Source organism: Sphingomonas folli (assembly GCF_019429525.1).
Lineage (GTDB): Bacteria > Pseudomonadota > Alphaproteobacteria > Sphingomonadales > Sphingomonadaceae > Sphingomonas > Sphingomonas folii.
Genome location: NZ_JAHXZL010000001.1, coordinates 516,471 through 531,969 on the forward strand (window position 1 = coordinate 516,471; position 15,499 = coordinate 531,969).

Genomic DNA, 15,499 nt, shown 5'->3' on the forward strand with positions numbered 1-15,499 from the left:
GCCCCGGAACCCTAACTTGCGCGCGCCGCTTACAGCGGCGGCACGTCCGACGCCGGCAACGGCGCACCCCGCGGGGAACCTCCCGCCAAGAACAAGGACCTTCTCATGGCCGACAAGCAGACCTCGCTCCAGGACCTGTTCCTCAACGCGCTGCGCAAGTCCAAGACCCCCGTCACGATGTTCCTCGTCAAGGGCGTCAAGCTGCAGGGCATCGTCACCTGGTTCGACAATTTCTCGGTGCTGCTGCGGCGCGACGGCCAGTCGCAGCTGATCTACAAGCACGCCATCTCCACCATCATGCCGGCCGGCCCGATCGACGTCGCGGGCATCGTCGGCCAGCTCGGCGAGGGCGGCAAGAAGCAGCTGTTGCAGGACATCTTCCTCTCCGCGGTGCGCAAGTCGGAGGATCCGGTGACGATGTTCCTCGTCAACGGCGTGATGCTGCAGGGCGCGATCGCGGGCTTCGACCTGTTCTGCATGCTGCTCCAGCGCGACGGCATGTCGCAGCTGGTCTACAAGCACGCCGTCTCGACGATCCAGCCCTCGCGTCCGCTCAACCTGGCCGAGGAGCAGGCCGCGGGCGAGGAGGAGTGAGCGCGCGCGTGAGGGCCGGGGCATGAGCGGCGGCTTCGAGCGCGACCGCGACGAGTTCGCGCGCGGCGCGCGCGCGATCGTGGTCTATCCCGACCTCGGCGGCTCGTCGCGCGACGCCGAGGCACGGCTGGAGGAGACCGCCGGGCTCGCCGAGGCGATCGGCGTCGTGGTCGCCGACCGCGTCGCGCTTCGCATCCGCACCCCGCGCGCGGCGACGCTGATCGGCGCCGGCCAGATCGAGGAGCTCGCCGCGCGCGCGCGGATGGAGGAGGCGGGGCTGGTCGTCGTCGACGGCAGCCTCACCCCGATCCAGCAGCGCAACCTGGAGACCGCGCTCGAGACCAAGGTGATCGACCGCACCGGGCTGATCCTCGAGATCTTCGGCGAGCGCGCCGCGACCGCGGAGGGGCGTCTCCAGGTCGAGCTCGCGCACCTCGACTATCAGTCGGGCCGACTGGTGCGCAGCTGGACCCACCTCGAGCGCCAGCGCGGCGGCTTCGGCTTCCTCGGCGGGCCCGGCGAGACTCAGATCGAGGCCGACCGCCGGCTGATCCGCGACCGCATGGCGCGGCTGCGGCGCGAGCTGGAGCAGGTGACCCGCACGCGCGGGCTGCACCGCGAGCGGCGTCAGCGCGCGCCCTGGCCGGTGATCGCGCTGGTCGGCTACACCAACGCGGGCAAGTCGACGCTGTTCAACCGGCTCACCGGCGCGCACGTGATGGCGGAGGACCTGCTGTTCGCCACGCTCGACCCGACGCTGCGCCAGATCAGCCTGCCCGGCATCGACAAGGCGATCCTGTCCGACACGGTGGGCTTCGTCTCGGAGCTGCCGACCCAGCTGGTCGCGGCGTTCAAGGCGACGCTGGAGGAAGTGGTCTCGGCCGACCTGCTGATCCACGTCCGCGACGTCGCGCACCCCGATACCGCGGCGCAGAAGGCCGACGTCGAGGGCGTGCTCGCCGACGTCGGGGTGAGCGAGACGACGCCGCGGATCGAGGCATGGAACAAGCTCGATCTGCTCCACGGCGAGGCGCGCGGCGACCTGCTGGACGAGGCGGCGCGGCGCGACGACGTGGTCCCGCTCTCGGCGCTGACCGGCGAGGGCGTGGACGAGCTGATCCGCCACGTCGGCGACCTGCTGACGCAGGGGCACCAGCGCTACGCCATCGCGCTGGACGCGGGTGACGGCGCGGGCGCGGCGTGGTTGCACGCCCACGGCGAGGTGCTCGACCAGCAGGTCGAGGGCGATCGCGTGCGCTACGAGGTGCGGATGGCGCCCGCGGTGCACGAGCGCTTCCTGTCGCGGCAGGGGTGAGGGGACGCGTCGGCCACTCCGCCGCTGATTACCCCGGCACCTCCGACCCGTTCGCCTCGAGTAGAGGCCGAGCTCGTGGCCACCTCGTATCGAGAGGACCACGCGCGATACCCTCTCGACACGCCGTCTCGACAGGCTCGACGGCTACTCGGGGCGAACGGAAGTGGTTAAGCCATCGGCGCGATCAGCCCACGCGCCGTGCCTCACCCCCCCTTCACCTGCTGCCACAGCGCCTCTTTCTCCTCCAGCGACAGCGCCGCGAAGCGCTCGCCGCCCGCCGCCTCGATCGCGCGGAAGCGTCGCTCGAACTTGGCGTTCGCCGCGCGTAGCGCGTCTTCCGCGTGGACCCCGAGATGGCGCGCCCAATTGACCACCGCGAACAGCAGGTCACCCACCTCCTCGACGCGCTCGACCTGGTCGCGCGCGGCCTCCACCTCGGCCAGCTCCTCGTCGACCTTGGCGCGCGGCCCGCTCGCGTCGGGCCAGTCGAAGCCGGTGCGCGCCGCACGTTTCTGCAGCTTCTCGGCGCGGCTCAGCGCGGGCAGCGCCACCGCCACGCCGTCGAGCGCGCCCGCCGCCCCTTTGCTCGCGCGCTCGGCCGCCTTCACCTCCTCCCAGAGGTGGTGGCCACCCTCGGCCCGGTCGCCGAAGATATGCGGGTGGCGGCGCTCCATCTTGTCGCCGATCGCGGCGGCGACGTCGGCCAGCGCGAAGGCGCCGTCCTCCTCGGCGATGCGGCTGTGGAACACCACCTGGAGGAGCAGGTCGCCGAGCTCCTCGCGCAGCTCGTCGACCGCGCCGCGCGCGATCGCGTCGGCCACCTCATAGGCCTCCTCGATCGTATAGGGCGCGATGGTGGCGAAGGTCTGCGCGCGATCCCATTCGCAGCCGCCGGGGCCGCGCAGCCGCGCCATGATCCCCACCAGCCGCTCGATCTCGACACTCGTCCGCTGCTCGCTCATGCCGGCGCGCTAGCAGCCGGGGCCGCGCGCGGCCAGCCTCAGCGCGGCGGGCGGTTGGCGGCGTCGTTGACCTCGATCCAATAGCCGTCCGGGTCCTGGGTGAAGATCTGGCGGACCCCGTCGGTTCGGGTACGATTGATCTCGCCGACCTTGCCCGCATAGTCGGTCCAGGTCCGGTTGGTCCGCTTGAGGAAGGCGATGACCGGGTCGAGGTCCTTCACCGTCAGCGCGAAGTGGATGATGCGCGGCGGCGGGGTGAAGGGCACCTTGATCGCCTGGATGTGCAGCTCCACCCCATTGCCCAGCCGCATCCAGCGCGGGTGGCCCGGCGCGGCATTGAGTGGCGCCGGGATCTCGGTCAGCCCGAACGCCTCCTCATAGTAAGCGACGCTGCGCGCCTGGTCGGTGACGTTGATCGCGACGTGGTTCATCGTCGCCTGCGCGGTCGCCGCGACCGGCACGAGGCCGGCGACCGCGACGAGCGCGGCCAGTGGGTATCGCATCATCCTCTCCCCTGTGAATCGACTATCGTGCTCCGTGGGCGCTGAGTCTCGCGGCCTTGAGCGCCTGCACACGCCTCCGCGGGAGCACGCGATCCCGTCAGCCCGCGCTCGCCTGACCCGGCTTGAGCAGGTCGAGCACCGCCGCGGTCATCGCGGTGGCGCCGGTGGTCACCACCGCGCGCGGGTCGACCTTGAACAAGGGCGAGTGGTGCGACGGCACCGGCGGTCCGCCGTTGGCGGCGGCGTCGAACGCCGCCTGCTGCGTGCCGCCGACCGCGAAATAATAGCCTTTCACGCCCAGCTCGGGCTGCACGAAAGCGGCGAAATCCTCCGCGCCCATGCCCTTCTGCTGGAACGGGATCACCTTGTCGGCGCCGAGCGTCGTCGCCATCACGCCGTTGAGCCGTCGCGCCAGCGCGGCATCGTTGATCGTCGTCGGCGTGCCCTCGATCACCTTGACGATCGGCATCTTGTCCGCGGGCATGCCGTTGAGCTCGCCGATGCCGCGCGCGACCCGCTCGATCCCGGCGAGCAGCTGCTTGCGGGTCGCCTCGTCGTTGGCGCGGACGGTCACCTGGAGCTTGGCCTCGTCCGAGATGATGTTGTGCTTGAGCCCGGCGTGGAAGCTGCCGACCGTGATCACGCCCGGATGGAGCGGCTGGCGCTCGCGGCTGATCAGCCCCTGCAGCGCGATGACGAGCTGGCTCGCCATATAGACCGGGTCCTTGCCGGTGTGCGGGCTGGCGCCGTGCGCGCCGATGCCGGGGACGGTGATGTCGACGCTGTCGGACGAGCTGTACTGGATGTCCTCCGACGCCGAGACGGTGCCCGCCAACCCTTCCGAGTTGGAGTGATAGGCCAGCGCGTACTGCGGCTTCGGGAAGCGCGTGTAGAGCCCGTCGCGCAGCATCGCGGCGGCGCCGCCGACGCGCTCCTCGGCGGGCTGGACGACGAACACGACCGTGCCCGCCCAGCGATCCCTGAGTGCGGCGAGCCGGCGCGCGGTGGCGAGCAGCCCGACGATATGCGTGTCGTGCCCGCAGGCATGCATCACCGGCGCCTCGACCCCGTCGACGCCGACCTGGCGCACCTTGCTCGCGTTCGGCAGCCCCGACTTCTCCTCGACCGGCAGCCCGTCCATGTCGGCGCGCACCAGCACCACCGGCCCGGCGCCGTTGCGCAGCACGCCGACCACGCCGGTACCGCCGACCTTCTCGGTCACCTGCATGCCGGCGACCGCGCGCAGCGCCGCGGCCATCTTCGCCGCGGTGCGCACCTCCCTGAACGACAGCTCGGGGTTGCGGTGGAAATCGTCCCACATCGCGCCCAGCGTCTTGTCATAGTCGGCGGCGATCGCGGGCGCGACGTCGGGCGCGGCGAGCGCGGGCGTGGTGACGAGCGACAGCGCGGTCGCGGCGAGCAGGTAGCGCATGCGAGAGATCCCCTTTTCCTCAGCGTAGCGGCGCGGGCGCGCGACGCAACGCCGCTCAGCGGCGCGTCGCGCGCGGCGACAGCCAGCCGCCGTCGGCGAGCCAGTCATACAGCCGGTCGGGCCAGTGGAGAATAGAGAGCCGCTCCGACTCGTCGAGGTTGAAGGCATGGCCGCTGTCGGCGTACATGTGCAGCTCGGCCGAGACGCCGGCGCGGCGCAGCTGCTCGTACAGCGCGACGGTCGGGGCGGCGCAGCACGCGTCGCGACTGCCGGCGACGAGAAAGGCGGGCGGCGCGGTCGCGACCGCCGGCGCCGGCACGCCGCGCGGGCCCGGGAAGACGAGCACCTGGAAATCGGGGCGCGCCGACAGCGAGTCGATCGCGTCGATATGCGGCCGCCCCGCGGGTTCGGGATGGTCCGCGATCTGGGTGACGAGCTCGCCCCCGGCGGAGAAGCCCATCGCGCCGACCCGCCCCGGGTCGATGCCGTAATCGGCGGCGTGCGCGCGCACCCAGCGGACCGCACGGCGCGCGTCATCGGCGGCGTCGCCCTCGACCGTGTAGGTCGAGCCGGGCTCGTTCGCGAGCCGGTATTTGAGCACGAAGGCGGTGACACCGGCGCGGTTGAGCGCGGTCGCCACCTTGGTGCCCTCGTTGGTCCAGACCAGCAGCCTGTGCCCGCCGCCCGGCAGGATCACGATCGCGGCGCCGTTGCGCTTGGCGGTGGGCGCGGGGAAGGGGATCAGCGACGGGTCGTGGACGTTGCGCACCCAATAGTCGCGCGCCACCTCGGTCTCGCCGCGGCGTCGGCCCACACCGGGCGCGCCGTTCGGCCACAGCGCGATCGCCTCGTAACGCGGCGTCCGCTCGGGCGGCGGGTCCTGCGCGCTCCCCGGCGCGGCGAGCAACGCCGCGGCGAGCGCGACCAGGCCGCGCCGGTTCAGCTGCACAACGCGCCGCCGTTCGCTCGATCGCGGCACGAGTCGCTGACCGACTGTTGCCGCAGGTTCTCGCGCTCGCGCTCCCACTCCCATTTGGTCTTGCAGGTGCGGTAGCCGTCCACGAGCGAACCGGTGCGGACGAAGCGTTTGCAGATCACCTTGTCGCGCGCGTCGGCGGCGCGCTCGGGCGCGTCGCTCGCGGACGCGCGGCGTGTCGGCGCGGCGCCGTCGACGGCCATCAGGCCGATCAGCATCGCCGCGACGAGCGGCGCTCCCCCGTTCCGCGTCATCCTGCTCCCCCCGGAAATCAGCCGGCAGTGAAGCACAGCTGGGAGAGGCTGACAATCGCGGCGCGGACGGCCTCAGCGCATCACGCCCAGCAGATCGTCGACGCTGCCGGTGGCGAAGGCGGTGTGCTCGTCGCCGATCGCATAGGGCAGCAGGATACGACGCCGATGCAGCAGCGCGCCGCAGCTGTAGGTGACGTTGGGGACATAGCCGCCGCGCTGCTCGGCGCTGGGGAAGAGCAGCGGGGAGGGGGTGCGCGCCAGCACCTTGCTGGGGTCGTCGCGGTCGAGCAGGCAGGCGCCGACGCAATAGCCGCGCACCAGCCCGACGCCATGGGTGAACACCAGCCAGCCCTCGTCGAGCTCGATCGGCGAGCCGCAATTGCCGATCTGGACGAACTCCCAGGGATAGCGCGGGCGCATGATCACCTCGCCCCGTTCCCAGTGATGCAGATCGTCGGAGCGGAGCAGCCAGATATTCTCGTTGTCCTGGCGCCCGAGCATGACGAAATCGTCGCCGATCCGGCGCGGGAACAGCGCCATCCCCTTGTAGCCCGCCATCGCGCCGGTGAGCGGGCGCATCTCATAGGTGCGCACGTCGATGCCGCGCAGCAGCTCGGCGCGCGCGACGCGGCCGTCGAACGCGGTGTAGGTGCCGATCACGCTCTGCGTGCCGTCATGATCGGTGAAGCGCACCAGCCGAAGGTCCTCGACGCCGCTGCGCTGGCTCGGCAGGATCGGGAAGATCACGGTCTCGGAGATGTCCTCGCTGTCGTCCGAGCGCAGCCGCACCCAGCCGGCGTCGTCGTCGCGCTCGATCCGCGGCGGCACGCCCTGCGCGCTCGGCGAATCCACCGTGAGCCGGGTGCCGCCGTCCCAGTTGCCCGAGCGGAACGTCACCGAGGAGATATGCCCCTCGCCGACACCGCGCAGCGAGAGCAGGAAGGCGACGCGGTCGTCGTCGGGATCCTGGTCGGGGATCGCGACGATCGAGGGGTTGAACAGCGCCGCGCTCTCGAACGCATATTCCTGGCTGAAATAGGCGCCGACCAGCAGCCGATCGTCCTCGCCCTCCACCGTGACCCCGATCGCGTCGCGGACCTCGTCGAAGCGGCGCAGGAAGACCTGATCGACGTTGCGGTGGCGCGGCCGCATCGCCTCGTGGAGCAGGCGGAGCATGCGCTCGCGCATCGGCCGATCGAGCGCCATCAGCCGCGACGCCACGGCCTGCGCGCGGTTCGGCTTGCCCGCGGCGAACGCCTCGGGATAGTCGAAGCTGAACGGCCGGATCACCGTTCGCGCGGGGTCGGGCTGGAGCTCGAGATCGAGCGTGGTGAAGACCTCGGCGGCGTCCATGTCAGCCCTCATGCTGGTTGCGCTGCCGATAGCGCGCGGGACGACGCGAATATCCATGAGGAAAGATTGCCGAGACGGCGGAGGCTTCCCGCCTCGCGGGGCGACCTCGTCGCCGCGTCGATCAGGGGCGACCCGGCCGGCCGACGATGGTAGCCCCGGCGCTCGCTCCGGCGGCATGTCGCGCCGAATGATCGCGCGGCGGCGGGAAGGATTATCGCGCGCCGAGCCTCTCACCGGGGAACGGCGTGATGGGGGGGGCGGGTAAGTCGTCATGGCGAGTGAGACGGGGGGAGGCACGATCGACGCGGCGCGCAGGCGGCGCACCGCCGTGTGGGTCGCGCGCGAGATCCTGCCGCACGAGCATCGCGTCCGTGCCTGGCTGCGGCGCTCGGGCACCACGGCGGACGACGCGGACGAGCTGATCCAGGAGGCCTATTGCCGGCTCGCCATGCTGGAGGACGTCGACCATATCGACAGCCCCTACGCCTATTTCTTCTCGATCGTGCGCAACCTCCTGGTGCGGCGGCTCAAGCGCCAACGCATCGTGCCGCTCGAGACGATCGCCGAGATCGACGCCTATCACGACGACCGCCCGTCCCCCGAGCAGCTCGCCGCGGGGCGGCTGGCCTATGGCAAGGCGCTCGACCTGATCGCGCTTCTGCCCGAGCGCTGCCGCCGCATCGTCCAGCTGCGCAAGATCGAGGGCTGGTCGCAGCGGCAGATCGCCGAGCATCTCGGCACCACCGAGAAAGCGGTCGAGAAGCAGGTCTGGCTCGGCGTGCGCTTCCTGCGCCAGGCGTGGAGCCGGGCCGAGCAGGACGCCGACGATCTGATGAGCGGGATCGAGCAGCGCGGAGGGCGTGGCTGATGACGGGACAGAGCGCGAGCGAGATCGCGGACGAGGCGGCGGCCTGGGTCGCGCGGCTCGACGCCGGGGACTGGTCGAGCGAGGACGAGGCGCGGCTCGACCAGTGGCTGGCGGCCGACCCGCGCCGCCGCGGCGCGCTGCTCCACGCCCAGGCCTGCTGGGTCGCGCTCGACCGCCCAGCCGCGCCCGGCCGCGCGGCGGTACCGCGGCGCGGGCTGATCATGGCGGCGGGCGGCGCGCTCGCGGCCTCGGTCGCGGGCGGGTTCCTGTGGCTCGCGCGGGGCACGACCTACCGCACCGAACTGGGTGAGATCCGCCGCGTCCCGCTGGCCGACGGCTCGACCGCCACGATCAACAGCGACACGCGGCTCGAGGTCATCTTGGCCAGCCGACGGCGCGAGGTCCGCATCGCCAGCGGCGAGGCGTGGTTCCGCGTCGCCAAGGATCCCGCGCGGCCGTTCGTCGTCGAGGCGGGGCAGGTGGTGGTGCAGGCGGTCGGCACCGCTTTCTCGGTGCGGCGCCGCGACGGCGGCGCGGACATCGTCGTCACCGAGGGCGTGGTGCAGGTCTGGGCGGCGCAGGCGGACGGCTATCGCACCAGCCTGGTCGCCGGGCAGAGCGCCTTCTTCGGCGACAATGCGGCGGTGCGGATCAGCGACGCCTCTCCCTCGGCGGTCGACCGCGCGCTGGCGTGGCGCTCGGGCGCGATCGACCTGAGCGGGCAGACGGTCGCGCACGCGGTCGACGATTTCAACCGCTACAACCGCCGCAAGCTCGTCCTCGCCGACCCGCGGCTCGCCGGCGAGCAGATCGACGGCATCTTCCGCACCGACGACCCGGAGGGCTTCGCGAAGGCGCTGCACGACAGCTTCGGGGTGGCGCTCGATACCTCCGACGCCGACGCGATCCGCATCGGCCACGCGAAAAATATATCCGACGTGGAAGGAAGTTCCTCGCCGACGTCTCTCCACCAGCACGGGAAAGCAACGAGACCGTGAGGAGTGGATTGATGGGGGGAATGAGGCGGCACCTGTGGCTCGCGACGGGCGCGGCGGTGGTGGTGGCGGCGCAGCCGGCGATCGCGCAGGCCAAGCAGTTCGACATACCCGCGCAGCCGGCCGAGAGCGCGATCACCGCGCTCGGTCGCCAGGCGGGGGTGCAGATCGTCGCGGCGCGGTCGTTCAGCCGCGGCAAGCGCACCAACGCGGTGCGCGGCGCGATGAGCGTCGACACCGCGCTGGCACGACTGCTCCAGGGCACCGGGCTGCGCGCGCAGCGCAGCGGGCCGCAGACCTATGTGGTGCTCGGCCCGGTCGCGGCGATGTTCAGCCCCGCCGCCGCGACGTCGCGGCAGGTGTCGGCGGGCGAGCCGCAGCTGCCGCCCGGCGCCACCCCCGGCGTCACCACCGACCAGCCCGCCGATGGGGCGACCGGCAGCACCACCGCCGCGAACCTGCCGGGTGACGGCCAGGCGGAGGAGCCGGCGCGCGACGTCGTCGTCACCGGCTCGCGCATCGTCTCGAGCGGGTTCACCGCGCCGACGCCGACCCAGGTGCTGAGCTACGAGGCGATCACCAAGAACGCCCAGCCCAACGTCTTCACCACGGTGGCGCAGCTGCCCGCGCTCCAGGGCTCGACCGGCGCCACCGTCGGCGCCAACGGCACCTCCACCGGCGTGCAGGGGCTCAGCACGCTCAGCCTGCGCGGGCTCCAGCCGATCCGCACGCTGACGCTGATCGACGGCCAGCGCGTCGTGGGCGCCAACGTCACCGGCGTCGCCGACGTCAGCCTCTTCCCGCAGCTGCTGATCGAGCGAGTCGACGTCGTCACCGGCGGTGCCTCGGCCTCCTACGGTTCGGACGCGGTCGGCGGCGTGGTCAATTTCGTCACCAACACGCGCTTCACCGGCTTCCGCGCCAATATCCTCGGCGGGATCAGCACCTACGGCGACGACGCGAATTACACCGTGCAGGCGGCCGCGGGTAAGTCGCTCGCGGGCGACCGGCTGCACCTGATCCTCAGCGGCGAGTACAGCCACGAGGACGGGATCCCCTCGGCCGGCTTCGGCGTCGGCAACGATCCCAACGGCGACGGGCCCAACGGCCGCACCTGGCTGGTCGCGCGCGGGGTGCAGAACCGCGGCATCACCACCGACGGCCTGCCGCAATATCTCGTCCGCGATCACGTCCAGTCGACGCTGTTCGGGCGCTACGGTCTGATCAACTCGGGCCCGCTCGCGGGCACGGCGTTCGACGTCAACGGCAACCCGGTGCCGTTCCGCTACGGCACCGGCTGTCTGCCCGGCTCGTGCATCGGCGGCGACCTCAGCGGCAGCGTGACCAACGGTAACAGCTTCAAGTCCGAGATCACGCGGCTCAACTCCTACGGCCGGATCGGCTTCGACGTGGATCCCGACAACGAGATCTACGCCACGCTCAACGTCGCGCGCGTCGACACGAGCAACACGCCCAACCCCGGCTCGGCGCAGGACAATCTGACGATCCAATGCGCCAACCCGTTCGTGCCGGCGGCGATCCAGTCGGCCTGCGCGGCCAACGGCATAACCAGCTTCCGCTTCGGCACGGTCAACCCGATGTTCGACTTCATCGACGTCAACACGCGGCGGCACCAGTATCGCGGCGTGGTCGGCGCGAAGGGCAAGGTGGCGGCGTTCGGCACCGACTGGCGCTACGATGCCTATTACGAGCACGGCACCGGCATCACCGACATCAACGTCAACAACATCCCGCTGATGCCGCGCTACCGCGCCGCGATCCAGGCGGTGCGCGGCGCCAACGGCGTGATCACCTGCGCCGACCCGGTCGCGGTGGCGAGCGGCTGTTCCCCGCTCAACGTCTTCGGCGGCCAGGCGCCGACCGACGCGACACGCTACTACATCGAGCCGCAGGACGGGCCGTACCAGCACACGCGTCAGACGCAGGACGTCGCCAGCTTCTCGGTCAGCGGCGAGCCGGTCGCGCTGCCCGCGGGGCCGCTCGCGGTCGCCTTCGGCGCGGAGTTCCGGCACGAATTCTACCGCGTCACCGCCGACCCGTACGGCAACGGCGTGCTGACAGGCGACGGCTATACCGACGATTACCCGGCGGACCCGCTGCTCAGCCAGCAGGGCGGCAACTGGTATGCGGGCAATTACCGCAACGGCAGCGGCGGCTATGACGTGCTCGAATCCTACCTCGAGCTCAACGCGCCGCTGTTCGACAGCGAGTCGATCGGCCGCGCCAACCTCAACGTCGCGGGGCGCGCGACCAACTACAGCACCTCGGGGACGGTCTACACCTGGAAGGTGGGCGGCACCTGGGACACGCCGCTCGACGGCTTCCGCCTGCGCGGCGTGACCTCGCGCGACATCCGCGCGCCCAATTTGTCCGAGCTGTTCGCCGCGCCGGTGACGAGCAACCGCACCGGCACGATCGACCCGTTCAACGGCAATCGCTCGATCACGGTGCTGCAGACCACCACCGGCAACCGCGGGCTCACCCCCGAGATCGCGCGCAACACCGAGGTGGGCTTCGTGCTGTCGCGCGCCAGCTGGCTGCCCGGCTTCAGCCTGTCGGTCGACTATTTCCGCATCAAGATCGACGACGCGATCTCGGCGCTGGACGCGCAGACGCAGATCAACCTGTGCTACGGCGGGGTGCAGTTCACCTGCGGCTCGTTCGACCTGAGCAACCTCGATTCCGCCTACGTCACGGTGCAGCCGTTCAACTTCGCGTCGATCTTCACCGACGGGCTGGACATCGAGGCGAGCTACACGACCAAGCTCGACGGCATCGGCCTGCCGGGGCGGCTCAGCCTGCGCGGGCTGGCGACGCACACGATCAACTTCGTGCAGGACACCGGCCTGCCCGGCACGATCCCGCGCCAGCTCGCCGGCACCAACATCGAGGCCACCGCGGTGCCGCACTGGAAGGTGCTGGCGTCGCAGGACTGGAGCACCGACACGGTCAGCCTGACGGTGCAGGAGCGCTGGTTCAGCGCGGGGGTGTTCTCGAACGAGAACATCGTGTGCCAGACGAACTGCCCGGTCTCGACGGTCAACCACCCGACCTACGACTATAACCGCGTGCCGGGGGCGCTCTACGTCGACCTCGCGGCGTCGTACCGGTTCACGCCGGCGTTCCAGGCCTATGCCAAGGTCGACAACGTCTTCAACCGCGACGGCGAGACGGTGCCGGGCAACATCACCACGCCGACGCTGTACGACGTGGTCGGCCGCGCCTTCCGCCTCGGCCTACGCGCCAACTTCTGACGCGTCCGATCCTCCCCGGCACGGGGAGGGGGACCGCCGGCGAAGCCGCCGGTGGTGGAGGGGGCTCTCCACGCAGCACAGCGCCTGCGGAAGCCCCCCTCCACCAGCCTGCGGCTGGTCCCGCTCCCCGTGCCGGGGAGGATCTTTCTGCATCTCCCCTAAACCGCAGGACCCGCCATGCTCCCTCTCCTGCTGATCGCGGCGCAGGCCGACACCGTCGCGCCCGCGATCGAGCGCGCGATCGCGGCGATGTCGCTCGAGGAGAAGGCCGCACAGCTCGGCAATGCCGCCCCGGCGCTGCCCGCGGCCGAGCTGCCCGCCTATGATTATTGGAGCGAGGGGCTCCACGGCCTCGCCCGGAACGGCGTCGCCACCGTCTTCCCCCAGGCGATCGGGCTGGCGGCGAGCTGGGACGTCGACCTGTTGCGCCGCGTCGGCGACGTGGTCTCGACCGAGGCGCGCGCCAAATATAATGCGCTGCCCCGCGGCGCGGCGCGGCCGCGCTTCGCCGGCCTCCACCTCTGGTCACCCAACATCAACATCTTCCGCGACCCGCGCTGGGGCAGGGGGCAGGAGACCTACGGCGAGGATCCGTATCTCACCGGCAAGCTCGGCGTCGCCTTCGTCCGGGGCGTGCAGGGGCCCGATCCCGCGTCCCCCAAGGCGATCGCGACGCCCAAGCATCTCGCGGTTCATTCCGGCCCCGAGGCGGGGCGCAACGCCTTCGACGTCGACGTCTCGCCGCGCGACCTGGCGGAGACCTACACGCCCGCCTTCCGCCTCGCGCTCACCGAGGGCGGCGCGCTGTCGACGATGTGCGCCTACAATGCCCTCCACGGCGTGCCCGCCTGCGCCTCGTCGGCGCTGCTGAACGATCGCGTCCGCGCGCGCTGGCGCTTCGGCGGCATGATCGCCTCCGACTGCGACGCGGTCGGCTATATCGAGAGCTTCCACAATTACCGGCTCGACCTGCCTTCCGCCGCCGCGGCGGCGCTGCGCGCGGGTACCGACCTCGACTGCGGGCCGAGCTACGACGCACTGCCCGCGGCGGTGCGGCAGGGGCTGGTCAGCGAGGCCGAGCTCGACACCGCGCTGCGCCGCGTGCTCGGCTCGCGCGCCGCGCTCGGCATCGCCTTCGGGCGGCGCAGCCGGTGGGACCGCATCCGCCTCGACCAGGTCGACACGCCCGCGCACCGCGCGCTGGCGCTGGAGGCGGCGGAGAAGTCGCTGGTGCTGCTGACGAACAAGGACCGGCTGCCGCTCGCGGCCGGCACGCGGCTGGCGGTGGTCGGCGCCAACGCCGACTCGCTCGACGTGCTCGAGGCCAATTACCACGGCACCGCCGCGGCGCCGGTCACGCCGCTGGCGGGGATCCGCGCGCGCTTCGGCGCCGCCAACGTGCGCTACGCGCAGGGCAGCGTTCTCGCCGAGGGCGTGGCGGTGCCGGTGCCCGAGACCGCGCTGTCCGCGGGCGGGCAGGCCGGCCTCCGCGGGGAGTATTTCCAAGGGTCGATCGCCCGCGGGCGGCGGCTGCTCACGCGCCAGGACCGGGTCATCGACTTCGACTGGGACCGCGCGCCGCCCGCGCGCGGTCTCGAGGATCGCCACTATGCGGTGCGCTGGACCGGGCAGCTGACGCCGCCCGCGGCCGGCACCTACACGTTGCGCCTGGAAGTCCCGCGCTGCTTCGACTGCGACGGCCACGATCCCGTGCGGCTGTGGGTCGACGGCGAGCCCGTCATCACCGATCGCGGCAGCGACGCGGGTGTGGAGGCGAGCGTCACCTTCGCCGACGCGCGCCCGCGCGCCCTCCGTGTCGAGCTCGACCATGTCAGCGCCGACGGCGGGATCGGGCTGCGCTGGGTCGCGCCCGCCGCGGCGCAGCTGGCCGAGGCGGTCGCCGCGGCGCGCGACGCCGACGTGGTGGTCGCCTTCGCGGGCCTCTCGCCGACGCTCGAGGGCGAGGCCCTGCGGCTCGACGTCCCCGGCTTCGTCGGGGGCGACCGCACCAAGATCGAGCTGCCCGAGCCGCAGCGCGCGCTGCTCGCCGCGCTGGCGGCGACGGGCAAGCCGCTGGTGGTGGTGCAGATGACCGGCGCTGCCATCGCCGATCCCTGGACCAAGGCGACCGCCGACGCCGCGGTCGCGGCCTGGTACCCCGGGCAGGCGGGCGGCACCGCGATCGCGCGGCTGCTCGCCGGCGACATCGGCCCGAGCGGGCGGCTGCCGGTGACCTTCTACGCCGCCACGCGCGATATGCCGGCGTACATCGACTATAGCATGAAGGAGCGGACCTACCGCTTCTTCACCGGCACGCCCTTGTACCCGTTCGGCCATGGGCTGAGCTATACGCGCTTCGCCTATGCCGCCGCCTCGCCCGCGGCGATGACGGTCGCGGCGGGGAACGGGCTCAGCGCCGCGGTGCGCGTGACCAACACCGGGGCGCGCGACGGCGACGCGGTGGTGCAGGCCTATCTCGCCCCGGTCGCGCCGCAGCCGCAGGGGCGGACCGTGCCGGTGCTGCAGCGCCAGCTCGTCGGCTTCGCGCGCGCGTCGCTCGCGCCGGGAGAGACGCGCGAGGTGCGGCTGACGATCGACCCACGCTCGCTCAGCCTGGTGGCGCGCGATGGCACGCGCGCGATCGTGCCCGGCGCCTATCGCCTGTTCGTCGGCGGGGGCCAGCCCGGTGACGCCGAGGGTGCCTGGACCGAGCTGACGATCACGGGCGAGCGCACCGTCCTGCCGGAGTGAGCGCGGTGCTGCCGCGCAGGTAAGAGTCCAGACGCCGTCGACTTCAACTGATCCTCCCCTGCAAAGGGAGGTGGCAGGCCGCAGACCTGACGGACGGATGTCGCCGCCGGTGAGCCGAGCGACACTCGCCACCGCGTCACCCCTCCGTCAGCGCTGAAGCGCTGCTACCTCCCCTGCAAGGGGAGGATCGAAGAGGCCGTTGGCAGTCGATCATGCCCAGG

General features: G+C 71.8%; 11 protein-coding genes and 1 pseudogene. 6 read left to right on the forward strand and 6 right to left on the reverse strand.

The window, feature by feature from the left end; all coding sequences use genetic code 11:
• Positions 1 to 99: 99 nt before the first annotated feature.
• Both hfq and hflX read left to right on the forward strand, forming a co-directional pair.
• A pseudogene (gene hfq, locus KZ813_RS02335) lies at positions 100 to 594 on the forward strand (RNA chaperone Hfq); the annotation flags it as partial.
• A gap of 22 nt (positions 595 to 616) precedes the next feature.
• Entirely contained in the window at positions 617 to 1,909 is a 1,293-nt protein-coding gene (gene hflX / locus KZ813_RS02340; RefSeq protein WP_219753347.1) for a GTPase HflX, read from the forward strand.
• A gap of 203 nt (positions 1,910 to 2,112) precedes the next feature.
• Here the strand turns inward: hflX and mazG are convergent, their stop codons facing one another.
• The 6 genes from mazG to KZ813_RS02370 form a co-directional block, all read right to left on the reverse strand.
• A complete protein-coding gene (mazG, locus tag KZ813_RS02345; RefSeq protein WP_219753348.1) occupies positions 2,113 to 2,871 on the reverse strand; it encodes a nucleoside triphosphate pyrophosphohydrolase in 759 nt (252 codons plus the stop codon).
• 38 nt (positions 2,872 to 2,909) lie between these two features.
• On the reverse strand, positions 2,910 to 3,374 hold the full coding sequence (locus KZ813_RS02350) for a VOC family protein (protein ID WP_219753349.1): 465 nt from the start codon (positions 3,372 to 3,374) through the stop codon (positions 2,910 to 2,912).
• 97 nt (positions 3,375 to 3,471) lie between these two features.
• Positions 3,472 to 4,806 carry an amidohydrolase gene (locus KZ813_RS02355; RefSeq protein WP_219753350.1) on the reverse strand — a complete coding sequence of 445 codons (1,335 nt, stop codon included), beginning with the start codon at positions 4,804 to 4,806 and terminating at the stop codon, positions 3,472 to 3,474.
• Between the two features lie 55 nt (positions 4,807 to 4,861).
• Entirely contained in the window at positions 4,862 to 5,755 is an 894-nt protein-coding gene (locus tag KZ813_RS02360; protein ID WP_308461764.1) for an alpha/beta hydrolase, read from the reverse strand.
• Complete coding sequence (locus KZ813_RS02365; protein WP_219753352.1) at positions 5,746 to 6,036, reverse strand: hypothetical protein; 291 nt, start codon at positions 6,034 to 6,036, stop codon at positions 5,746 to 5,748. The genes KZ813_RS02360 and KZ813_RS02365 overlap by 10 nt, the downstream gene beginning before the upstream one ends.
• 72 nt (positions 6,037 to 6,108) lie before the next feature.
• On the reverse strand, positions 6,109 to 7,389 hold the full coding sequence (locus KZ813_RS02370; protein ID WP_219753417.1) for a glycoside hydrolase family 130 protein: 1,281 nt from the start codon (positions 7,387 to 7,389) through the stop codon (positions 6,109 to 6,111).
• Between the two features lie 271 nt (positions 7,390 to 7,660).
• Here KZ813_RS02370 and KZ813_RS02375 point away from each other — a divergent pair, with 271 nt between their 5' ends.
• The 4 genes from KZ813_RS02375 (at position 7,661) to KZ813_RS02390 (ending at position 15,278) form a co-directional block, all read left to right on the forward strand.
• The gene (locus KZ813_RS02375) at positions 7,661 to 8,257 is read left to right on the forward strand and encodes an RNA polymerase sigma factor (RefSeq protein ID WP_219753353.1); all 597 of its coding nucleotides are present in this window, start codon (positions 7,661 to 7,663) and stop codon (positions 8,255 to 8,257) included.
• Positions 8,257 to 9,255 carry a FecR family protein gene (locus KZ813_RS02380; RefSeq protein WP_219753354.1) on the forward strand — a complete coding sequence of 333 codons (999 nt, stop codon included), beginning with the start codon at positions 8,257 to 8,259 and terminating at the stop codon, positions 9,253 to 9,255. The genes KZ813_RS02375 and KZ813_RS02380 overlap by 1 nt, the downstream gene beginning before the upstream one ends.
• A 20-nt stretch (positions 9,256 to 9,275) precedes the next feature.
• On the forward strand, positions 9,276 to 12,527 hold the full coding sequence (locus tag KZ813_RS02385; RefSeq protein WP_219753355.1) for a TonB-dependent receptor: 3,252 nt from the start codon (positions 9,276 to 9,278) through the stop codon (positions 12,525 to 12,527).
• A gap of 177 nt (positions 12,528 to 12,704) precedes the next feature.
• Complete coding sequence (locus KZ813_RS02390; protein ID WP_219753356.1) at positions 12,705 to 15,278, forward strand: glycoside hydrolase family 3 protein; 2,574 nt, start codon at positions 12,705 to 12,707, stop codon at positions 15,276 to 15,278.
• The last annotated feature ends 221 nt before the right edge of the window (positions 15,279 to 15,499 follow it).